23 protein-coding genes and 4 pseudogenes are annotated in these 21,394 nt (G+C 59.6%); 9 read left to right on the top strand and 18 right to left on the bottom strand.

The window, feature by feature from the left end:
- Positions 1-3: 3 nt before the first annotated feature.
- The 3 genes from QK293_RS19635 (at position 4) to QK293_RS19625 (ending at position 2,288) form a co-directional block, all read left to right on the top strand.
- Positions 4-489 (top strand): GNAT family N-acetyltransferase, encoded by a 486-nt coding sequence (locus QK293_RS19635; protein WP_282380043.1) that lies wholly within the window; start codon positions 4-6, stop codon positions 487-489.
- A gap of 77 nt (positions 490-566) precedes the next feature.
- Entirely contained in the window at positions 567-1,979 is a 1,413-nt protein-coding gene (locus QK293_RS19630; RefSeq protein WP_282380041.1) for an aspartate aminotransferase family protein, read from the top strand.
- A gap of 81 nt (positions 1,980-2,060) precedes the next feature.
- Positions 2,061-2,288, top strand: coding sequence for an MbtH family protein (locus QK293_RS19625; RefSeq protein WP_008152757.1), 228 nt, complete (start codon positions 2,061-2,063; stop codon positions 2,286-2,288).
- Positions 2,289-2,367: 79 nt separating this feature from the next.
- Here QK293_RS19625 and QK293_RS19620 read toward each other — a convergent pair whose 3' ends face one another.
- The 10 genes and pseudogenes from QK293_RS19620 to soxR all read right to left on the bottom strand — a co-directional run bounded on the left by QK293_RS19620 (position 2,368) and on the right by soxR (position 9,825).
- Positions 2,368-3,282: a zinc ABC transporter substrate-binding protein gene (locus tag QK293_RS19620; protein WP_282380039.1), complete on the bottom strand. Its 915-nt coding sequence runs from the start codon at positions 3,280-3,282 to the stop codon at positions 2,368-2,370.
- Complete coding sequence (locus tag QK293_RS19615) at positions 3,283-4,182, bottom strand: metal ABC transporter permease (protein WP_003226663.1); 900 nt, start codon at positions 4,180-4,182, stop codon at positions 3,283-3,285.
- Entirely contained in the window at positions 4,182-4,925 is a 744-nt protein-coding gene (locus tag QK293_RS19610) for a metal ABC transporter ATP-binding protein (RefSeq protein ID WP_282380034.1), read from the bottom strand. The genes QK293_RS19615 and QK293_RS19610 overlap by 1 nt, the downstream gene beginning before the upstream one ends.
- Positions 4,922-5,851: a metal ABC transporter substrate-binding protein gene (locus QK293_RS19605; protein WP_282380032.1), complete on the bottom strand. Its 930-nt coding sequence runs from the start codon at positions 5,849-5,851 to the stop codon at positions 4,922-4,924. The genes QK293_RS19610 and QK293_RS19605 overlap by 4 nt, the downstream gene beginning before the upstream one ends.
- A gap of 35 nt (positions 5,852-5,886) precedes the next feature.
- Entirely contained in the window at positions 5,887-6,459 is a 573-nt protein-coding gene (locus tag QK293_RS19600) for a DUF6162 family protein (protein WP_282380030.1), read from the bottom strand.
- On the bottom strand, positions 6,456-6,779 hold the full coding sequence (locus QK293_RS19595) for a hypothetical protein (RefSeq protein WP_282380028.1): 324 nt from the start codon (positions 6,777-6,779) through the stop codon (positions 6,456-6,458). The genes QK293_RS19600 and QK293_RS19595 overlap by 4 nt, the downstream gene beginning before the upstream one ends.
- Positions 6,776-7,318: a thiamine pyrophosphate-binding protein gene (locus QK293_RS19590; RefSeq protein WP_282380025.1), complete on the bottom strand. Its 543-nt coding sequence runs from the start codon at positions 7,316-7,318 to the stop codon at positions 6,776-6,778. Before QK293_RS19590 ends, QK293_RS19595 begins: the two co-directional genes overlap by 4 nt.
- Entirely contained in the window at positions 7,315-8,514 is a 1,200-nt protein-coding gene (locus QK293_RS19585; protein WP_282380023.1) for a PepSY domain-containing protein, read from the bottom strand. The genes QK293_RS19590 and QK293_RS19585 overlap by 4 nt, the downstream gene beginning before the upstream one ends.
- Before the next feature lie 276 nt (positions 8,515-8,790).
- Positions 8,791-9,249, bottom strand: a pseudogene (locus QK293_RS19580) (VOC family protein).
- A 129-nt stretch (positions 9,250-9,378) separates the two neighbouring features.
- Positions 9,379-9,825: a redox-sensitive transcriptional activator SoxR gene (gene soxR / locus QK293_RS19575; RefSeq protein ID WP_282380021.1), complete on the bottom strand. Its 447-nt coding sequence runs from the start codon at positions 9,823-9,825 to the stop codon at positions 9,379-9,381.
- Between the two features lie 94 nt (positions 9,826-9,919).
- Between soxR and QK293_RS19570 the strand changes: the two genes are divergently transcribed.
- Positions 9,920-10,285 carry an antibiotic biosynthesis monooxygenase gene (locus QK293_RS19570; RefSeq protein ID WP_282380019.1) on the top strand — a complete coding sequence of 122 codons (366 nt, stop codon included), beginning with the start codon at positions 9,920-9,922 and terminating at the stop codon, positions 10,283-10,285.
- Here the strand turns inward: QK293_RS19570 and QK293_RS19565 are convergent.
- From QK293_RS19565 to QK293_RS19550, 4 genes and pseudogenes are all read right to left on the bottom strand, one after another.
- Positions 10,282-11,003 (bottom strand): annotated as a pseudogene (locus tag QK293_RS19565) (sigma 54-interacting transcriptional regulator); the annotation flags it as partial. The gene QK293_RS19570 and the pseudogene QK293_RS19565 sit on opposite strands and share 4 nt — an antisense overlap.
- 3 nt (positions 11,004-11,006) lie before the next feature.
- Positions 11,007-11,513 (bottom strand): annotated as a pseudogene (locus QK293_RS19560) (acyl-CoA dehydrogenase family protein); the annotation flags it as partial.
- 39 nt (positions 11,514-11,552) lie between these two features.
- On the bottom strand, positions 11,553-12,698 hold the full coding sequence (ssuD, locus tag QK293_RS19555) for an FMNH2-dependent alkanesulfonate monooxygenase (protein WP_282380017.1): 1,146 nt from the start codon (positions 12,696-12,698) through the stop codon (positions 11,553-11,555).
- A gap of 10 nt (positions 12,699-12,708) precedes the next feature.
- Positions 12,709-13,171, bottom strand: a pseudogene (locus tag QK293_RS19550) (NAD(P)H-dependent oxidoreductase).
- A 398-nt stretch (positions 13,172-13,569) separates the two neighbouring features.
- On the opposite strand from QK293_RS19550, the gene QK293_RS19545 reads away from it, so the two are divergent.
- From QK293_RS19545 to QK293_RS19530, 4 genes are all read left to right on the top strand, one after another.
- Positions 13,570-13,839, top strand: a complete 270-nt coding sequence (locus tag QK293_RS19545; RefSeq protein WP_282380016.1) for a hypothetical protein — start codon at positions 13,570-13,572, stop codon at positions 13,837-13,839.
- 94 nt (positions 13,840-13,933) lie between these two features.
- Positions 13,934-14,548 (top strand): LysE family translocator, encoded by a 615-nt coding sequence (locus QK293_RS19540; protein ID WP_282380015.1) that lies wholly within the window; start codon positions 13,934-13,936, stop codon positions 14,546-14,548.
- A gap of 203 nt (positions 14,549-14,751) precedes the next feature.
- Positions 14,752-15,909, top strand: a complete 1,158-nt coding sequence (locus QK293_RS19535; RefSeq protein WP_282380014.1) for an aminotransferase class V-fold PLP-dependent enzyme — start codon at positions 14,752-14,754, stop codon at positions 15,907-15,909.
- 65 nt (positions 15,910-15,974) lie between these two features.
- Positions 15,975-17,783 carry an aminopeptidase P family protein gene (locus tag QK293_RS19530; RefSeq protein ID WP_282380012.1) on the top strand — a complete coding sequence of 603 codons (1,809 nt, stop codon included), beginning with the start codon at positions 15,975-15,977 and terminating at the stop codon, positions 17,781-17,783.
- Positions 17,784-17,837: 54 nt separating this feature from the next.
- Here QK293_RS19530 and QK293_RS19525 read toward each other — a convergent pair whose 3' ends face one another.
- Together QK293_RS19525 and QK293_RS19520 are read right to left on the bottom strand one after the other, a co-directional pair.
- Complete coding sequence (locus QK293_RS19525) at positions 17,838-18,428, bottom strand: 2-hydroxychromene-2-carboxylate isomerase (RefSeq protein ID WP_282380010.1); 591 nt, start codon at positions 18,426-18,428, stop codon at positions 17,838-17,840.
- Positions 18,429-18,463: 35 nt separating this feature from the next.
- Entirely contained in the window at positions 18,464-19,192 is a 729-nt protein-coding gene (locus QK293_RS19520) for an SDR family oxidoreductase (protein ID WP_282380008.1), read from the bottom strand.
- Between the two features lie 92 nt (positions 19,193-19,284).
- Between QK293_RS19520 and QK293_RS19515 the strand changes: the two genes are divergently transcribed.
- Positions 19,285-19,845 (top strand): TetR/AcrR family transcriptional regulator, encoded by a 561-nt coding sequence (locus QK293_RS19515; RefSeq protein ID WP_282380006.1) that lies wholly within the window; start codon positions 19,285-19,287, stop codon positions 19,843-19,845.
- 15 nt (positions 19,846-19,860) lie between these two features.
- Here the strand turns inward: QK293_RS19515 and QK293_RS19510 are convergent, their stop codons facing one another.
- Both QK293_RS19510 and rhtA read right to left on the bottom strand, forming a co-directional pair.
- Positions 19,861-20,142, bottom strand: a complete 282-nt coding sequence (locus tag QK293_RS19510; protein ID WP_041069802.1) for a hypothetical protein — start codon at positions 20,140-20,142, stop codon at positions 19,861-19,863.
- Positions 20,143-20,309: 167 nt separating this feature from the next.
- Complete coding sequence (gene rhtA / locus QK293_RS19505; protein WP_282380000.1) at positions 20,310-21,197, bottom strand: threonine/homoserine exporter RhtA; 888 nt, start codon at positions 21,195-21,197, stop codon at positions 20,310-20,312.
- Positions 21,198-21,394: the final 197 nt, after the last annotated feature.

The raw sequence follows: 21,394 nt of genomic DNA, 5'->3' as shown, positions 1-21,394 counted from the left end.
GCCATGGATGCACCCCTACACATTTGCAAGGCAACCCCCGCCGACGCCGGCATCATCAGCCGGATCGTCGAGCGCTCCATTCGCGTGGGTTGCGCGCTCGACCATCGCAACAATCCGCTAACCGTCGCCACCTGGACCCACAACAAGACCATCGAACACGTGCAGCCCTGGCTGACCGACCCGCGGTTGTACCTGAACATCGCCCTGTTGCAGGACAAACCGGTCGGGGTCGCCATGGCCGGCATCAGTGGCAAGGTCGCGTTCTGTTACGTGCAGCCGGAATGGTTTCGTCGCGGGGCCGGGCAAGCACTGGTGCACGATCTCGAAGGCTGGTTGACCGATCAGGGTTTGCGCCAGGCACGACTCAATAGCACGCGAACCAGTGAAGCTTTTTACCGTCATCTGGGTTACCAGCCTTGCGCTGAAACCTTCGCGGTGGCGGGGCTCCATGCCATTCCCATGTGCAAAGCGCTGACACCCCCTTCATAGAAAGCTGATCGAGGGTCTAAATCCTCGGCGCCCTGACGCGTTTCCAGAACAGGAAAACCTTATTGAGGGGTCGAGAGATGTCAGTCGCTACCAGCCTTATGGAAGATCAGTCGGCCCGGATCACTCCGGCGCCGACTGAGACGCTTTATCAGTTCAATGAATCGCCGTTGCTGGCCCGTCAAAACCAGCAGGAATCGAATGCCCGCAGCTATCCGCGACGCATTCCCCTGGCCCTCAAACGTGCCAAGGGCATTTATGTCGAAGACGTCGAAGGCCGCCGTTTCATCGACTGCCTGGCCGGCGCCGGAACCCTGGCCCTGGGGCACAACCATTCGGTGGTGATCCAAGCGATCCAGCAAGTGCTGACCGATGAACTGCCCCTGCACACCCTCGACCTGACCACCCCGGTCAAGGATCAGTTCGTTCAGGACCTGTTCGGTTTGCTGCCGCCGACATTGGCCGCTGAAGCCAAGATCCAGTTCTGCGGCCCGACCGGCACCGACGCGGTGGAAGCCGCGCTGAAACTGGTGCGCACCGCCACCGGACGCAGCACTGTGCTGTCGTTCCAGGGCGGTTATCACGGCATGAGCCAGGGCGCGCTGAGCCTGATGGGCAGTCTGGGGCCGAAAAAGCCCTTGGGCGCCTTGCTCAGCAGTGGCGTGCAGTTCATGCCGTATCCCTACGATTACCGCTGCCCGTTCGGGCTCGGCGGCGCGCAAGGCGTGCAGGTCAATCTGAATTACCTGGAAAACCTGCTGAATGATCCCGAGGCGGGTGTGCAATTGCCAGCGGCAGTGATCGTTGAAGCGGTGCAGGGCGAGGGCGGGGTGATCCCGGCCGATCTCGATTGGTTGCGCGGCCTGCGACGTATCACCGAAAAGGCCGGCGTGGCGCTGATCGTCGATGAAATCCAGAGCGGTTTTGCCCGCACCGGCAAGATGTTCGCCTTCGAACACGCCGGGATCATTCCCGATGTGGTGGTCATGTCCAAAGCCATCGGCGGCAGTTTGCCGCTGGCCGTGGTGGTCTATCGTGACTGGCTCGACACCTGGCTGCCGGGCGCCCATGCCGGGACCTTCCGCGGCAATCAGATGGCCATGGCGGCAGGTTCTGCGGTGATGCGTTACCTGACTGAACACAAGGTCTGCGAGCACGCCGCTGCCATGGGCGAACGCTTGAGCGAACACCTGCGCATCTTGCAACGGGACTTCCCGCAACTGGGTGACATTCGGGGGCGCGGCTTGATGCTTGGCGTTGAACTGGTCGATCCGACGGGTGCGCCAGATGTATTGGGTCATCCACCGATTTTCGGTCGTCTGGCACCGCTGGTGCAGCGTGAATGCCTCAAGCGCGGCTTGATTCTTGAACTGGGCGGTCGTCATGGCGGCGTGGTGCGCTTCCTGCCACCGCTGGTGATCACTGCGGCGGAAATCGATCGGGTGGCCGAGATTTTCGGCAGGGCCATGGCCGCGGCCACCGCCAGTCTCTAAATTTTTCCACCTCTGGCACGTTCCTTTTACATAACGGCTGCGCACGCAGTGCAGCCCACCCTACAGCGATGGAGAAACACCATGACTTCAGTATTCGACCGCGAGGACATCCTCTTTCAGGTCGTGGTCAACCACGAAGAGCAATACTCGATCTGGCCCGACTACAAAGCGGTGCCTGCAGGCTGGCGCACCGTGGGCAAGAGCGGCCTGAAAAAGGAATGCCTGGCCTACATCGAAGAAACCTGGACTGACATGCGTCCTCTGAGCCTGCGTCAGAAAATGGAAGAACAGGCGGCTGTGGCTCATTAAGTCACGGCGCAGAAAAGAAGCCCGCTGAACCGGTAAGGTCAGCGGGCTTTTTTTGATCTGGAGTTTGTGTTGTCTGACTTTACGCCCCGCTCAACCCCTTGATCACCAAATCCACATTCCCTTCCAGCTCGGCCACCGGATCCGCCGCATCCACACTCAACACCACCAATCGGCTACCTGCCTCGGCAATCACTGCTTTCAGCGCATCCGACGGCTGCCGATGATGCAACACCACCGCCACGTCATTGTCCTTGAGCGTCGCGCCCAATTGCTTGAGCGCTTCAGGTGTCCACTCGGCGTCCGGCCGCGCATCGAGGCCGATCAGCTCCAGGTTGACGCCGCCAATCAGATAGCCAAAGTGATCAGTCAGGCTCATCACGCTGAGGTTGTCGGCGCTGGCCAACCGCGCTTCGCTGTCGGCGCTGAACGTGAGCAAGCGCTGTTTAAGCGCCGCCAGGTTGGCCTCGATTGTCGGCTTGGCCTCGGGCGCCAGACGCACCAGGTCCGCCGCCATCACGTCCGCCATCCGCCCCATGTTGTTACTGGAAAACCACGGCTGACTGTTCAACCCATCGACCTTGTTGCCAGCTTGCAGGGCGATGCCGGGCAAGGCGCCATCCACCGGGCGCGCGGCATCGACCTCAACAATACGGATGTTGCTGCGCCGGGCGATCGGGTACAGCGGGTCATCCGCCCACAGCGAGCGCAGGCCGATCACCGCATCGGCATCGGCCGCCAGTTTGGCCAGCGCCGGAGCGCCACGACCTGTGAAGTACGCGGTCTGACGGCTGCCTGGCAGATTGGCTGGCGCGGCCCGTTCTAGGTTGACGTCGGTGCCTTTGAGCAAGACCTCGCCCAAACCGTAGGTGATCGGTAAGGAGGCCAATACACGCAGCGGTTTGGCGCTGTCAGCCGCTATGGATGTATTGACCAGCCCACACAGGGGCAATGTGAAGGTCAATGCCAGGGTCAGTTGACGCAGAGAAAAAGACATTTATCCGAGATTCCCTTTCAGGCTTGGGACGACGCCACGGGCAATGGCAGCGAGAGCGAAGGCGATACCGGCCACCAGAATGATCGCGGCGCCGGACGGGATAGGCAGGTCGAACACAATCGGCGCGAGGATCCCGCACAGCGTGCTGACCGTGGCGATCAGCACCGAGCACCAGAAGAATCCCTTGAGCGACTGGCTGAGCAAACGCGCCGCCGCCGCTGGAATCACCAACAGGGCACCGACCAGAATCGCGCCGATGACTTTTACCGCCGCCACGGTGATCAGCGTCACCAGAATCACAAACAGATAATCCAGCGTCTTCACCGCCACACCGCGAACCGCCGCCAGTTGCGGGTTGAAACTGGCCAGCATGATGCGGTTGTACAGCGGCAAGGCCAGTGCCATGACCAGCGAGCCGACGATGGCCAACACCAGCAAGTCATTACCGTTCACCGTCAGTACCGAACCGAACAGCACGTTTTCGAGGATGTGTACGTTGATCTTGCCCGCCAGAATCAGCAGCAGACTGGCGCCCAATGCCAACGACACCGACAGAAACACACCGATCAACGTATCCGGCGCCAGACCCGTGCGGTTACGCAGGTAGTTCAGCAAGATGCCAAACAACAAGCAGTAGCCGAACAGGCTGCCGTAAGGCCCGGTGTAAGGTTCGCCCAGCAGAATGCCGATGGCCACGCCGGTCAGCGCCGCATGGCCCACCGCTTCGGAGAAAAACGCGAACCGCTTGACCACCACCAACGTACCCAACCCACCCAGTACCGGGCCGATCAGCAAGCCGGCGAGCAGCGCGTTGACCACAAATCCGTAGGCCAGCGCCTCGGGCAGATAACCCGACGAGGCCCAACCCTGAACCATCAAACGAAAGGCTTCGTAACTCATCAGGCAGCGCTCCGTGGATGGGTCGAAAACAGCGTCAGCAATCGCTCCGGCGTCAGTGCCTGTTTCGGCGCGGCATCGAACAGCACCCGGCGATTGAGCCCGGTGACGCGATCCGCCAGCCGTCCAACCGCTTCCAGATCATGTTCGATCCACAGCACGGTGATCCCGCTCTGGCGCCAGTCGCCGAGCAGCCGTTCGAACACCTGAATACCGGCCTCATCGAGCGCCGACATCGGTTCGTCGAGCACCAGCAACTGCGGCGCCGGAATCAGACCCTGAGCCAGCAATACCCGTTGCCGTTCACCGCCGGACAACGCACCCATGCGCCGCTTGCGTTTGTCCTGCATGCCGACCCGCTCCAGGGCTTCGCCAATAGCGGCGGCGTAGTGTTTGCTCAAGCCGAGGAACGCCGGACGGCGCTGACACATGGCCGCCATGAAATCATCGACGGTCATCGGCAAGCCCCGATCGAATTCCAGGGCTTGAGGCACATAGCCGATGGCCCCCGGCGTGCCGGGCCATTGCAGACTCAAACGGCCCTGATGCGGCATCTGCCCGAGCAGGGTCTTGATCAGCGAACTCTTGCCGCCACCGTTTGGGCCGACCAGCGCATGCACGCTGCCGGGCTGAACCTGGAACGTGACGTTGTCGAGGATCGACGTGCGGCCCAGTGTCAGGCTGACGTCGGAGAAATCGAGGGTCGGGCCGGCGCTTTGCACCGTCAGGGTTTCTTGAACAGTCATTTGCCAGACTCCTGAATCGCCCGGACCACGGTGTTGAGGTTGCCGGTCATTTCCTTTTCGTACTTGTCGGCGGTGTATTCGCCATAGGAAATGTGCGACAGCGGATACAGCTTCACCCCGGATTCACGCTGGATGGTCTCGACGTAGGTGGGCGGGAAATCCATCTCCGAGAAGATCACCTTCACGTCCAGATCCCGCAGTTGATCGATGGTCTTTTTCAGCTGGCTCGGGCTCGGTTCGATGCCGTGGGCCGGTTCGACCACCGCGGTGACTTCCAGACCGAATTCGCGCAGCAAATAGTCGTACGCCGCGTGGACAGTGGCCACTCGCAGTTGCGCGTTCGGCGCCTGGGTCAGTTTCGCCAGGGCATCGGCGCGCATCTGCCGCAGGCGCTTGCCATAGGCGCGGGCGTTCTGGGTGTAGGTCTTGGCGTTGGCCGGGTCGAGCTTGCCCAGTTCCCGGGCGATGTTGTTGACCTGGGCAATCGAGGCGCTGATCGACAGGAACGTGTGCGGGTTTACGACCTTGCCGGCGCCGCGAGCGGCGACGCCGGTGGCGGCCAGCAACGGCACGTTTTCGTTGGCTTCGATCACGGGGATGTTCGGGGTTTCGCTGGCGGCGATCATGCGGTCGGCGAAGTCGTCATGGCCGACGCCGTTGAGCACGATCACGTCCAACCCGCTGATGCGCTTGATGTCTTCGGCGCGCGGCTCGTAGGCATGTGGGTTGAAACCGGCCGGAATCAGCGGCACCACCTCGGCCTTGTCACCGACGATGTTCGCCACGTAGCTGTAATAAGGGTGCAGGGTGATGCCGATGCGCAGGCGCTTGGCCTCGTCAGCATGGGTCATGGGTGTCAGCAGACAGGCAAACAGGCCAACCAGCAGCAGGCGCAAAAGTAGACGACGTTGAGATGAAATAGGCATGGGAAAGCGTTCTTCTCTCGGGTGAAGGCGAGGGTTCAGTGCCGGTGCTGGCGGGTCACGCCGGCATCGAACTGCGCGACGATCTGCTGCCAGCCGGCGCTTTCGAGCGCGGCGTCGGTGAGATCGCTCGGGACCGCGAGGGCTTTGCCGCGGTTGAGCCAGACGTCCGGAGCATCGCCGTCAGCGGTCAAGCGCATCAAAAACGAACCCGCCACGGTGGGTGTCTGGCTCTGGCCGAAGTAAGCCTTGGCGTCGAGCAATTGCCAGGCATGAGCGCCGCGGCTGACGGAACTGGCGTCCTGGGCGAACGGCGCAAAACCTTCATCGGCAAGGGCCGCGGGGGCGGGGAGCGCCTGTTGCTCCTGACGCAGCAGGTGAATTTCGTCGAGCGTCACCCGCAGGTCGGCGTAGATGCCTTGCTCGGACGCGCTCAAGTCACGGCGGGCATCCAGTTGATGGCTGCCTACGCTACTGACTTCCTGAGATTCATGGCGCCAGGCGACCACCGAGCCGGCAACCGCCAGGATCATCAGGCACAACAGCAACACATAAAGGGTTTCATGGCCGGCACCGGCCGGGCGGACGACGTGGGTGGTTGGCGTACTCATGGGGCTTCGATGTCCGCTTGGTCGATCTCGACGACGTGGCCGGGACCTGCGTCGAACAGCACGTAGAACTCGGCGCCCGGCTTCTTGAAGGTCAAGGTTGAATCGGCACCGAGCTTGCCGGGCACCAGGATGGTTTCGTCGTAGCCGATCACATCCAGGGTCACGCCCGGCGCGCCGCTGCCGTCGGAGAAACCGCCGGTGCATTTGATCTGCTCGGCGTCGATGACTTTGCATTCGCACATCGGGTTGTGGGCCAGGGCGCTGGCGCTGAAACCGGCGCAGAGCACCAGCAGCACGGCGCTGAGAGGACGAAAAGTCATGGTTTTCCTCCTTGTTTGTTCAGCCACTCGACGGTGGCGGGGGATGCCTGGCTCAGCGGGATGGCGGCCTGATGCATCGCGCCATCCCAGCCTTCCATGGTGATCCACAGCTCGGCGTCGGCTTTGGTCTTCTCGGGAATCGGCAGCATCGCGCCCATGCGGTACGGCGTACCGAAGAAAATCACCCCGGCCGCGCGCAGGCTGCGTGGTTTACCAATGCGCAGGTAAGTGGCCTTGACCTGATCACGACAGCGGTCGCACAGCGCCGCGTTGAAGTTCTTCATGTAGCCGGCCGGGCCATCGAGCGTCGGCGCTTCGTTACGCAACTCGGCCAGTCGCAGGCTCCAGGGACCCACCTGAACCTCGCCGATTTCCCGCTCACCCAAACCGGTGTCACCGCGAAACAACGCGGCGTCGGCGAAGTATTTGGGCATGAACCCGAGCGGCACCAGCAACAGCAACACGTTGATATGGAAGCGCCATTTGTGCCAGAAACGGCTCAGTTTCGAGCCCGGTTTTTCTGCGGCGAACAGGCTCATTGGCTGGCCTCCGTGGTTTCGCGGCGGGTGGCCGCAGCGGCCTGACTGCGTGGGCGTTTGTTGCTGCGTCTGAGGGCGTTGGCCGTGGCCAGGGCGGTGCGCTTGGTCCAGATCAACAGGCCGCTGAGGACCATCATGCTGAGGATCAGGCCGAAGAAGAACCAGATCAGTTTGATCCAGATGCCGCCGAAATCGCCGGTGTGCAGTGGACGCATGGATTCGGTCACCCACTCCAGGCCGGAGCGGTCCGACAACAGGCGGGTGGCGGCGATGTCGCCGGTATACGGGTTGATGTCGGCGGTCTGGAACATCAGCGGATACCAACTGCGCCCGCCCACCGATAGATAGCTATAGGCATTGGCGGGCAGGCTGACGAAACTGTCGTCCAGGCCGGGAATACGTTCCTTGGCTTGGCGAATGGCCGTCTCCAGACTGATCATCGGCGCAGGCGAACCGTCGGCCGTCAGCGAGACACTTTCACGCGCAACCACGGCAGTCACCGGCGCGGTGGAAATCGAAATCTGGTTATCGAACATGAACGCCTGAATCAGGAACCAGGTGCTGGTGACGGAAATTACCGCGATGAACCAGATCGACCAGATGCCGCTGAGGCGATGAAAGTCGCCCCAGAAAATCCGTGCACCGTGACGAATGCGCAAAGTCGGTCGGAAGAAACCTTTCCAGAAGCGCTTGTAGACCACCAGCCCGGTGACCAACGAAGCCAGCAATGGCAGGCTGAGAAACGACACCAGATACCATCCCCAGCTGTAGCCATTGGTAAACGGCACCAGCCACCAGCCATGCAGCGCGCGGGTAAACGCCTTGAAATTGAATGGCGGGGCAGTGCCCTGAATGACGCCGCTGTAGGGATTGACGTAAACCGTCACGGAGCGACCATCGGGATAGCTGACGTCTACGTCGAGGGCGAAGTGCGATTCATCGGGCCGACTGATGGCCTCGACCAGGGTGTTGGGCTCAGCCTTCTTGATGGCGGCGATGATCTGGTCATAGCTGAGCAGCGGCGCATCGTCCGAGGGTTGGCTGGCGCGCATTTGCGGGTTGGCCAGCCAGACGATTTCCTGACTGACCACCGCCAGGGTGCCGGTCACGCAGACGATCAGCACGAAAAACCAGATCGGCAGCGCCAGCCAGCTATGGACCAGAAACCAGAGTTTTGAACGGGATTTCTTCGACATGATTAAAGGTCTTGTTTCGATGAGTGGGCCGCAGCTAGGGGCTTCCCAGCAATGAGGTCCATGAAAGGCCAGGCCGTGGCTTTTGCCTACGCGGGCCGACTGCATCTAAATAAGACGGATGAGCATTGGAAATCCCGAACGGGGATGTGAAAGAAAATGTTTCGTATTGCTGGGGGGCGGGATTTTGTTTACTTGGGTGCGGCTGTGCGTAAATTGTTCATGAAGTGTGTAGAGCCATGATCGTTCCCACGCAGAGCGAAGGAACGATCATTAGGTTCAACCCTGCTTGAACATCTCCTTCGCCCGCTGCTCAATCTGCTCCTGAGTCAGATCTTCCTTGCGCGTGGCCAGAAACCACAGATGCCCTTAGGGATCCTTCAAGGTCCCCGAACGGTCGCCATAAAACTGATCCTTGACCTCGGACACCACCGTGCCACCGGCGGCAATTGCCTGTTTATACGACTTGTCCACATCGTTCACATACAGGTGCAGGCCCACGGACGGCGACGTGTCCGGATTGCTCAAAGGGCCCTGATCGCAAGGCGTGCCAAGCATGATCGGGCAATCGCCGATACGCAGTTCGGCATGCCCGATGCCGCCATCGGGCATGGACAGGCGCATGACTTCAGTGGCGCCAAAGGCTTTTTTGTAGAACTCGATGGCTTCGGCCGCTTTTTGAATGCCCAGATACGGGGTGATGCTGTGATAACCCTCTGGAATGGGTTTGACGCTCATGATGGTTCTCCCTGTTCTCTTGTCGTGAGTGAAAAGTGTTCCTTCGCCGATTTCCGGTCGAGTAACTATAGGTCAGCGTTTTTCGCTCGACCGAACCCCCGACGAGCAGTAATCACTGTTCAGTTATCATTAAAGCAGCTGCGCCCCGGGCCCTTGCTCCCCCAACACATCGCCAAAATTACGCAACGGACATGCCTCCATCGATAGACACCCACACCCAATGCAGCCATTAAGCCGGTCCCGCAGCAGCACGAGCTGATTGATCCGCTCATCCAGATCCCGACTCCATTGCGCCGACAACACCTTCCAGTCCGCCGCCGTCGGCGCCCGGTTGTCCGGCAACGATTTCAATGCCTCTCCAGTCTCCGCCAGTGGAATGCCCAATCGCTGAGCTACTTTGATCAACGCCACCCGCCGCAACACTTCCCGTGGATAACGCCGCTGGTTGCCTGGGTTGCGATTACTTTTGATCAAACCCTTGGACTCGTAAAAGTGCAGCGCCGTGACCGCGACGCCGCTGCGCGCAGCCAATTGGCCGACGGTGAGTTCCATAGGCAGATTTTCCGAGGTGATCATTTAAAAATGCCCCTTGACCTCTAGTTAGCTAGAGGTTTTACCCTGCAGGCCTTCGGATCGCAAGGTCCGGCTTACACGTAAGTGGGGACTATTCATGCAAGCGTCTGAGAAAAATCGCAGCTTTACCCAACTGATCGAATTCGAGATCGAACCCCATCAACAGCCCGCGCTGGTGGCGGCCTTGTCGAAACAGACCGAGCGCCTCGCCCAAGGCTACAGCGGTTTTCTGAGTGCGAGCATCCAGGCCAGCGACGATGGCCGGCGAGTGCTCAACTACCTGCAATGGCAAACACGCGAGGCGGGAGATGCCGCGTTTCAAAGCTTTGAAAGCGGCGAGCAGGATTTCTGGCAACTGATCCGCGCCCATCAGGCGAAAACCGTGACTTTTGGCTCGTTCCAGGTGCTGCACAGCCTGGAACGCAGCCACGACAACGCGCTGCACTGCAATCTGGTGGGTTAGATCGACAACTGCATGACACGTTCGCCCTGTAGGTTTTCCGTGGGCCGGCGCTTGTTCACTGCCAGCTCACCGATTTTGATCAGTCGCGTGCGCGTTACGTTGCTGCTCAACCCCAGCAGCGCGGCGGTGTGCACCTGGTTGTAATGGCTGAAACGATAGGCCGCCCGCAGCAAAGCGTCTTCGACTTTCTCATGCAGCGCTCCGGCCTGTTCTTCGAGTGACGCTCGATGCGCATGTTCGACAGGCGCAAGTCGTCGCGTTCGATTACACCGTTTCGGCAGATCAGCAGGGTGTGGTGAATGACGTTTTCCAGTTCGCGGATGTTGTCAGGCCAGCTGTAGCTGCGCAGTTTCAGTTCGGCTTCTTTGCTGAGGGTGATGGCGCCGTATCCGAGGCGCTGGCTGTAGGCTTCGACGAAGTGTCGGGTCAGCGGCAGGCTGTCGCCGGGGCGGTCGCGCAGCGGGCTCAGTTCCAGGCTGACCACGTCGAGGCGGTAGTACAGATCCTCGCGGAAGTGCCCGGCGTTGATGGCTTTTTCCAGTTGCACGTTGGTCGCCGCCAGCACGCGCACGTCGATGGGAATGCTCTTGCGCGAACCCAGTCGTACCACTTCGCGCTCCTGCAACACCCGCAACACCCGCAACAACTTGACCTGAATCGCCATCGGCAAATCGCCGATTTCGTCGAGGAACAACGTGCCGCCGTCGGCCTCTTCAAACCGCTTGCCGCCAGCGCTTTCATCCACCGCCGAGGCGATCAGCATTTGCGAATTGCTGGCGCCGGAGCAGAAGCTTTTCTTGCCGGAAAACTCACGCCAGCCCCCAAGGTCTTTCACCACGGTGCGGGTGTCCAGCGGGTTGAGGGCGTTGCCCCAGAACCAGTTCTTGCGGGCCGTCTGTTCGAACCACGGCTGCCACTGCTCGGGCCGGGAGAACAGGCGGACGGTGGCGAGCATCAGGTGATGGAAGCCGAAGACATGGGCAATCGAACTGTCGACTTTGGCGAACTCGCGCACGATGGTCAGGGTGTCACTCCAGCTGGCGCCGAGGCCGCCGTACTGGGTGGGAATGCTTAACGCGAGCAGACCGCTGTGACGCAAGGCGTCACGTTCGGCTTTGGGCGTACCGCCACGCTCATCGCGCTCGACAGCGGCCAGGGCAAACTCGGCGGCCAATCGGCGGGCGGTCTGCAAGGGGGACAACAGGGCGCTTTGTGGTTTGGCTGTCACGCAGGGTTCCTCAGTGAAGTCGACCACAGGGATTGCTTGTCAGGCCGAGGCTTTAGCCGGCAGCACATCATTGGCGATCATTTCGCCAAACGGCCCGGTGAGGTTAGTGACGCCGCGCCCAGCAAGGCTGGCGTATGGCTCAGGCAACAGCGGGAACACCAGCTCGGCAAAGCGATAAGCTTCTTCGAGGTGCGGATAGCCGGAGAAGATAAAACGCTCGATCCCCAGGTCCGCGTACTCCTTGATTCGCGTCGCCACTTGCTGCGGATCGCCCACCAACGCCGTCCCGGCACCACCGCGCACCAGGCCGACGCCGGCCCACAGGTTGGGTGAGATTTCCAGGTTGTCGCGACGCCCGTCATGCAACGCCGCCATGCGCCGCTGACCTTCTGAGTCGAAACGCGAGAACGACTTCTGCGCTGCCGCGATGGTTTCGTCGCTGATGTGTTCGATGAGTTTTTCCGCGGCTTTCCAGGCCTCTTCGGCTGTTTCGCGGATGATCACGTGCAAGCGAATTCCGAACTTCACCGTGCGACCGTTTCGGGCTGCACGCTCACGCACATCGGCCAGTTTTTCCGCCACGGCGGCCGGTGGTTCGCCCCAGGTCAGATAGACATCAACCTGCTCGGCGGCCAGTTCATGGGCGGCTTCGGAAGAGCCGCCGAAGTACAGCGGTGGATAGGGTTTTTGCACCGGCGGATACAGCGCCTTGGCGTTCTGCACTTGCAGGTGTTTGCCTTCGAAATCCACCGATTCGCCTTGCAACACCCGACGCCAGATTTTCAGGAATTCGTCGGTGACTTCGTAGCATTCGCTGTGATCGAGGAAGATGCCGTCGCCACGGTTTTCATCTGGGTCGCCACCCGTTACCACGTTGATCAGCAAGCGGCCATTGGACAGTCGAGCCAGCGTGGCGGCCATGCGCGCCGAGACCGTCGGCGAGATAATCCCCGGCCGGATCGCCACCAGATAACGCAGCCGTTCGGTCAGCGGGACCAGCGCCGAAGCAATGACCCACGAATCTTCGCAAGAGCGTCCGGTTGGAATCAGTACACCGTGGTAGCCAAGGCTGTCGGCAGCCTGGGCCCCTTGTTTCAGGTAGTCGAGTGTCACCGGGCGTGCGCCCTGAGTGGTGCCCAGGTAATGGCCGTCGCCGTGAGTCGGCAGAAACCAGAAAACATCCATGAAGAGACCCTTAAGCGATTTTCAGCAGATTTTTGGGGTGCACGCCGAACAACGGCGCGGCGCGTTCTGCAGCAAGACGAATGCGGGCCTTCAAGGGCTCACTGGTTATTTGGTAATTGGAGAAGGCGGCTTCGGAGGCATAGACGCCAATGGGCAACGTCAGGGCCTGGAAGAAACTGAATAGCGGTCGCAACTGGTGATCGAGCACCAGTGCATGACGCTCGCTGCCACCGGTGGCGGCCAGCAATACCGGCGTGTTCGATCGCTTGCAGTTCGGCTTCGATCTCGGCGCTCAATTCCTGACGGGACAACGCGGCGCCCAACGGTCGGGCAATGTCACCCAGTTCAATCAGCTTGCCTTCAATCGGTAATTGCTCGGCCAGCTGCGTCAACAGCGCCTGAGTGAGCACTAACGTGCGAGACGGATGCCAGGTACCGCCGGAGAGGGCAACGACTTTCAATGGACGCGACATGATCAGTTCCTTTTTAAACAGTTGCTCAGGGAGCAGTGAGTAGTCACTGACAGTGAGCAAGAGCTGTACCAATCCCTCGGAGCCCCTATTCACGGGGCTTTCAGCGCGTTGGCCGGTTGACGCTTTTCGAATGGAAGCGCTGTTTTTTGAATGACTGTTGCTCGGCAAACAGTTGCTTGGGCAACAGTGCGTGAAGCGATGGTTGTTATAAAGACTCGGTGTTATTCCGTAAAAGACATTAAATTATTATTTATAGATCGTTTGGAGATATAAGGCGGTCTACCTGAGCGGCATTAGTCAAAGTCGATAGCCACTATCGAGAGCGTTGATTTCTGCTGATCGGATGCCCGGCGTAGCCTGTGTTCATTGCCTCGAACCCAGATGTCAGGACGCTCACAATGAAACCTCTAATCGCTACTTTCTTGCTGCTTGCGGTCTCCGTGCTCGCCGGATGTACCAGCCATGTTTCCCCGGAATTACGGCCGTACACCGCGGAAAAAACCAGGGAATTGGCACTTGAGGCGTTGAATCGTCGCGGTCTGTCTTTTGAGGAGTACCACGCGAAAAAAGCCGAATTGCTCGGCCAACCGCAAAAGTCGTTCAGTTTCGACAAACAAGGCGAAATGAATGCCGAACGTGCTGTACAGCTTCACGGACGTCCTGGCTGAGACTGTACGGGTCGAAGTTTTACGTAACTGTCCATGGGTTTCCCTCAAGGCGTGCGATAGGGTCAACACCTGACTGACCTGATGGATCGCCGCTATGACGCTCTCGCTCGATTTGCTGCTGGGCTTCGCCCTGTTTGCGCTTGTTACCTCGATTACTCCCGGCCCCAACAACACAATGTTGCTGGCATCGGGTGTGAACTTCGGCTTTAACCGCACCATTCCCCACATGCTTGGCGTCACCTGTGGGTTCTTCGTGCTCGTCGTGGCGGTAGGTTTCGGCTTGGGGGCAGTGTTTCAAACCTATCCTTTGCTCTACAGCGTTCTGCGTTACGTCGGCGCGGCGTATTTGTTGTATCTGGCGTGGAAAATCGCCCATTCAGGTCCGGTTTCCGAGAGCGAAAAGGGCGAGAGTAAGCCGATCAGCTATTTGGGCGCCGCAGCGTTTCAGTGGGTCAACCCCAAGGCCTGGATCATGGCCATCGGTGCCATCAGCACCTACACGCCAATGCAGGGCTACTTCACTAATGTCATCGTGACTGCGGCCGTGTTTGCCTTGATCAACCTGCCGAGCGTTGGTGTCTGGGCTGGTTGCGGCACGTTGTTGCGCAACGTGCTGAAGGATCGCCGCTGGTTGCGGCTGTTCAACTGGGGCATGGCCTTGCTGCTGGTGGCTTCGCTGTATCCGTTGTTGCTCGAAAGCTTTGACTGACGCATTGCTTCAACCGGTTGCCCGATGCCTGTTAAGCTCGACTTCAGGAGCGTTCCTACGCACTTTTAAATGAAGTTGTTCTTCTTTAACGGCCTCCAATCAGGTATTTCTAACGCTATGAACGGTCGGCGCAGCTCACGAGGCTGCGTTTGACGTTTCAGTGACGAGCTTCCTGATCCCGGAACACGCTCTGCGAGTCTTCTATGAATAAACGTCCTCTGTATTTCGACTACGCCGCCACCACGCCGGTGGATGAGCGGGTCATCAAGGTCATGGTCGAGTGTCTGGGTTTTACCGGCAACTTCGGCAATCCGGCGTCCAGCTCCCATGCGTTCGGGCAACAGGCCCGGCAATCGGTCGAGCAGGCGCGGCGACAGGTCGCCGAACTGGTCGGCGCTCAGGCGCAACAGATCGTCTGGACCTCCGGCGCCACCGAATCGAACAACCTTGCCCTCAAGGGCGTGGCCCAGGCCCTTGGCGTTGCTGGCGGCCACATCATCACCAGCCAGATTGAACACAAAGCGATTCTCGACACGGCAAAGCAGTTGCAGGACGCCGGTGTTGCGGTGACTTATCTGGTGCCTGACGCCGAGGGTTTGATTACCCCGCAAGCGGTCAGCGAAGCGATGCGCGAAGACACCTTTCTGGTGTCGCTGATGCTGGTCAACAACGAGCTGGGCACCCTCAACGACATCCCGGCCATTGGTCAGGTAGTGCGTGATCGCGATGCGTTGTTCCATGTCGACGCGGCCCAGGGCGCGGGCAAAGTGGCGATCGATCTGGCCCAGTGGCCGGTGGATCTGATGTCGTTTTCCGCCCACAAACTCTATGGTCCCAAAGGCATCGGCGCGTTGTATGTCGGGCCTCGCGCGCAACAGCGCTTGCAGGCGCAGATCCACGGCGGTGGTCACGAGGGCGGTTTGCGATCCGGGACCCTGGCGACTCACCAGATTGTCGCCATGGGTGTGGCCTTTGCATTGGCGGCGGCCTCGTTCGACGAAGAGAAAGCCACGATCGTGCGTCTGCGTGAACGCTTGCTTGAGCCGCTGCTGAGCATTCCCGGGGTTCGGCTCAATGGCAGCCCGACCCAACGCATTCCCCATACCCTGAGCCTGACCTTCAACGAAGGCGAGTTCAACTCTGCGGCGCTGAGCCATTCGATTGCGTTTTCCGCGACCTCGGCCTGCAACTCCGCTAGCAATGCTCCCTCCCATGTGCTGCTGGCCCTGGGGCATGACGCCCGCTCGGCGAGTCGCACCATTCGCTTGAGTCTCGGCCGGTTCAGTACCGAGCAGGACATCGACCAAGCGGTACACCTGATTCAAGCGGCCTGCGCCAGTGCTCCGGCATTCTGGCAATAAGGTCTGAAAGTGCCGGCGTTGATCGGCACTCAACAATAATGATGCAGTGATTAGCAGGAGACACGATGAGTACGCAGCCTTCGATCAATGGATCGGTGCCCCAACGCCTGGCGCAAACCCGCGAACTGATGAGCCGGGAGGGCATTCACGCTCTGCTGGTGCCGTCGGCCGACCCGCATCTTTCGGAGTACCTGCCGGGTTACTGGCAAGGGCGGCAATGGTTGTCGGGCTTCCATGGCTCGGTCGGCACGCTGATTGTTACGCCGGACTTTGCCGGTGTGTGGGCCGACAGCCGTTATTGGGAACAAGCGACCAAGGAACTCAAGGGCAGCGGTATCGAACTGGTCAAGCTGCAACCGGGTCAACCCGGCCCGCTGGACTGGCTGGCCGAGCAAACCCCTGAAGGCGGCGTCGTCGCGGTAGATGGTGCAGTGATGGCCATGGCGTCGGCGCGTACGTTGGGTGGCAAGCTCGAAGAACGCGGCGCACGCCTGCGCACCGACATCGACTTGTTGAGCGGAGTCTGGAGCGACCGTCCGACGCTGCCGAATGAACCGATCTATCAACACCTGCCGCCTCAGGCGACTGTCAGCCGCGGCGAGAAACTGGCCAAGCTGCGTGAGGTTTTGAAAGATCGCGGTGCCGACTGGCATTTCATCGCCACCCTCGATGACATCGCCTGGCTGTTCAACTTGCGCGGCGGCGACGTGTCGTTCAATCCGGTGTTTGTTTCCTTTGCTTTGATCAGCCAGCAGCAGGCAACCCTGTTCGTGGCCCTGAGCAAGGTCGATACCGAACTGCGCGCAGTCCTCGAACAGGACGGCGTAACCCTGCGCGACTACAGCGAAGTGGCTGCCGCCTTGCGCGCCGTACCGAACGGGGCGAGTCTGCAAGTCGATCCGGCGCGCGTCACCGCAGGCTTGCTGGATAACCTGGATAGCGGCGTGAAGCTGGTCGAAGGCCTGAACCCGACGACGTTGGCCAAATCGCAAAAAAGCCTGGCCGATGCCGAGCACATTCGTCAGGCCATGGAGCAGGACGGCGCGGCGCTATGCGAGTTCTTCACCTGGCTGGACACTGCGCTGGGTCGTGAGCGCATCACCGAATTGACCATCGACGAACACCTGACGGCGGCGCGTACCCGACGTCCGGGATATGTATCGCTGAGCTTCAACACCATTGCCGCATTCAACGCCAATGGCGCGATGCCGCACTACCACGCCACCGAAGAAGAACACGCGGTGATCGAAGGCGATGGTCTGTTGTTGATCGACTCCGGCGGCCAGTACCTGGGCGGCACCACCGATATCACTCGGATGGTGCCGGTCGGTACGCCGACCGATGAGCAGAAGCGCGATTGCACGCGGGTGCTCAAAGGCGTGATTGCGCTGTCCCGTGCGCAATTCCCGAAAGGCATTCTGTCGCCGTTGCTGGACTCCATTGCCCGCGCGCCAATCTGGGCTGAAAGCGTTGATTACGGTCACGGCACCGGTCATGGCGTCGGCTACTTCCTCAACGTGCACGAGGGCCCGCAGGTCATCGCCTACCAAGCCGCCGCCGCGCCACAAACTGCAATGCAGCCGGGCATGATCACCTCCATCGAGCCGGGCACTTACCGTCCGGGACGCTGGGGTGTGCGGATCGAGAACCTGGTGTTGAACCGCGAGGCGGGCACAAGTGAATTCGGTGAGTTTCTGAAGTTTGAGACCCTGACGTTGTGCCCGATCGACACTCGTTGCCTGGAGCCGTCGCTGCTGACGGATGACGAAAAACAATGGTTCAACGCCTACCACGCCGAGGTGCGCGAGCGCTTGAGCCCGTTGCTCGACGGTGCAGCCCTTGAGTGGTTGAACACCCGCACTGCGGCTATTTGATCGGTTGGAGTTCAGGCGCTTCTTCAAGCGCCTGGCTCTTGTAGTCGACGAAATTTAACGCAGGGCTTCAAGGACGAAGTCCAGGCGATCCTGACCGAAGAACAGCTGATTATCGACAAACATGCTCGGGGCACCAAATACGCCTCGTTGCACGGCTGTCTCTGTGTTGTCCTTGAGAGTGGCTTTGACTTCCTCGTCGGCAGTCAGGGCCAGCACCTCATTAGGATCGAAACCGTTCTGTGTCAGAACTGTCGCGACAGTCGCCGGATCAACAAGGTCGCGGCCTTCAACCCAAAGCGCGTGAAACAGGCAATCGATGAACGCCTGAAAGCGTTCGGGATGGCGCAACTGCATGCCGGTGATGGCGCGCATCAACATCAGGGTGTTGATAGGGAAGTGTGGATTGAACTTCAGCGGCACGCCGTAGCGCTTGGCATAGCGATCCAGGTCCTGAAACATGTACCGGCCCTTGGCCGGGATGGTTGCCGGAGACGCGTTGCCGGTGGCTTTGAAGACCCCGCCCAGCAACATCGGCTTGTAGATCAGCTGGCTGTCGGTCTGCTCGCAGATCTTCGGCAGCTGGGTATAAGCCAGGTAGGTGGCTGGGCTGCCGAGGTCAAAATAGAACTCTACGGTTTTGCTCATGGTCGATGCGCTCTGCTTATTATTTTAGGGTGGGTTTACCAGCGTTCGCTCCAGGGACGCAGGTCCAGCTCGAAGGTCCATGCGTCACGGGGCTGGTTGTGCAGGTACCAATAGTTCTCGGCGATGTGCTCAGGATTGAGAATGCCGTCCTGGTCCTTGGTCGCGTACTTCTCGGGGAAACTCTCGCGGATAAAATCGGTATCGATGGCACCGTCGACTACGACGTGGGCGACGTGAATGTTCATTGGCCCCAGTTCTCGAGCCATGCTTTGCGCAAGGGCGCGAATCCCGTGCTTGGCGCCGGCAAAAGCCGCAAACCCTGCTGCTCCACGCATGCCTGCGGTGGCACCGGTGAACAAGATAGTGCCGCGTTGACGCTTGGCCATGCGCTTGGCCACTTCACGAGCGTTGAGAAAACCTGAGAAGCAGGCCATTTCCCAGATCTTGAAATATTTGCGCGCGGTTTCTTCGAGAATGCTGCAAGGCACATTGGCGCCGATGTTGAAAACGAACGCTTCGATTGGGCCAATCTGGCTTTCGATCTGCTCGACCAACGCAATCACGTCCTCTTCCTTGCGCGCATCACAGGCAAAACCATGGGCTTCACCGCCATCGGCCTTGATGGTATCCACCAGCGGCTGGAGTTTGTCCGCGCTGCGGCGGGTGACACAAGCCACAAATCCTTCCTGCGCAAAGCGTTTCGCAATGGCGCCGCCTGTGGCATCTCCTGCGCCTACAACCAGTACGACTTTCTTGTTATTCATGGGTAGATCCCTTTGCTAAACGATCGTTAACTAAACGAACGTTATGCTACGATTCGGCAAGCGTCAAGGCGATCAATCCTGAGGGCAAGGCAATGCGTTACTCGGCCAATCACAAACTCGAAACCAAAGAGAAACTACTTGAAAGCAGTGCGGTGTCGGCCAAGAAGTCAGGTTTTTCAATGGTAGGTGTCGACGGTCTGATGAAGGCGATCGGCTTGAGTGGCGGGGCTTTCTACAGTCACTTTTCTTCGAAGGATGAACTATTCGCCTCAATCGTCGAGCGTGAGTTGTGCCAAAGCCTGGAGCGTTTAGGGGCGGACCAGAATCGTGACAAGCTCGAGCGCTGCCTGAAACGCTACCTGAGCATGGCCCATGTCGAGCACCCGGAATCCGGTTGTGCTTTGCCGGCATTGGGGGCTGAAATTGCACGCTCAGACGTGATGATTCGTCAGCAGGCGGAGAACTGGATTTGTCGGCTTCAGCAGAGTTGGGCGCGGGTTCTGGAAAGCGACAGCCTGGCATGGGCAATTCTGTCGCAATGTATCGGTGCGTTGGTTGTGGCACGAATGCTGGCCACGCCAGACATCCAGCGCACGGTGCTGAAGTCCAGTTACGATGAGATTGGCCGCCAGATTGCAGGTCCACGAACCTGACAAGGCGGTATCAACCTATTTGCAGATGACAATCATGCTGCGGCTGGTATAGCCGGCAGGGTTGAGGCCGAACGGGTAATCGCCTGGTTCCTCCACGGCGTCCCCCGACTTGGCGATGACCTTGTAACCTTTGGGTGCGCACGAGTTGGCAGCGCTGGTGTAGCACTTGTCCCAGGATGATGAGAGCCCGGAACAGTTGATATGCAGCCCTTTCTTGCCGTGTTTTACCTGGGTTTTCGATGTCGCCGCGCAGCCCGCAACCGCAAGTACGGCGATCAGTATCAAAATTCGTTTCATTGCTGTCCTTATAGCGTCCCGGATCTTTGCGCCCGGGTCTGGCTGCATTCGCTTTCGCTTGAAGCGTTCTGATATCCCTATCTGAAAAATCCATGTCTGACACTGGGTTACGGGCCTAAACATGGCCTAATTGCGCGGCAAATACCAGACCCTCGTCAAATCCTGTCTCAATCTGCAGCGACTGCAGGCTTGGCCGCACGCCCCATCGTCATGGTCGCGCCTATGGAAGCCAGAATGATGCACATGATGGCCATCCATTGTGACAGTGAGAGGTACTCATGAAGAAACAATAGGCCCGACAGTGCGCCGATCGCAGGTTCAATGCTCATTAACGTTCCGAAGGTCCGGGTTGGGATTCGGGTGAGGGCGATCATCTCCAGCGTGTAGGGCACGGCGGTGGACAGAATGGCGACAGCGATGGCCACGGGGATCAGTGAGGGAGTGAGCAGCGCGGCGCCAGCATGGACGATGCCGATAGGGGCTACAAAAAGTGCCGCAATCATCACCCCCAGTGCCGCGGTCTGCACGCCATTGTCGGCGCCGGCCTTTTGGCCGAACAGAATGTACAGCGCCCAGCAGACACCCGCGCCCAATGCATAACCGGCGCCTACCAGATCGATTCCCGCAGTCGTTTCTCCCGTAGGTATTAACAGCAGTAAACCGATGGTAGCCAGGGCGATCCACAAAAAGTCAATCGCGCGACGTGACGCAAAGATGGCTACCGCCAGTGGGCCGGTGAATTCCAGCGCAACCGCGATCCCCAGAGGTACGGTTTGCAAGGACATATAGAAGAGGAAGTTCATGCCGCCTAACGCCATTCCGTAGACGATGACGGTGCGCAGGGATTTTGCGGTGAGCTTCGCTCGCCAGGGACGCAGTATCAGCATCATGATCACGCTGGCAAAGATCAGTCGCAGGGTGGTGGTCCCCTGCGCGCCGATAATGGGGAACATACTTTTAGCAAGGGAGGCTCCCGACTGGATCGATGCCATGGCTATCAACAGCAGGCCAACCGAAAACAGAGTCGAGGCAAGGCTGCGGGGTTGGTCATTCATTGCGTGGCATCGTCCGAAGTAGAAAGCAAGAGTGTTATTGAGCAATATACTGCGCATTCGTTACGGGCGCGTCTATATATAGCAGCGATTTTGAACATCCTTATAGAAAAGCGTAATTAGGTGTTGACGGCAGATTCTGGACGTCTATAATTCGCCCCACTTCCGGCGCAGTCGAAACGGGAAACTCCTTGGTAAAC

The sequence above is a fragment of the Pseudomonas sp. AL03 genome (genome assembly GCF_029960815.1).
Taxonomy (GTDB): domain Bacteria; phylum Pseudomonadota; class Gammaproteobacteria; order Pseudomonadales; family Pseudomonadaceae; genus Aquipseudomonas.
This window is presented reverse-complemented; position numbering and strand designations above follow the sequence as displayed.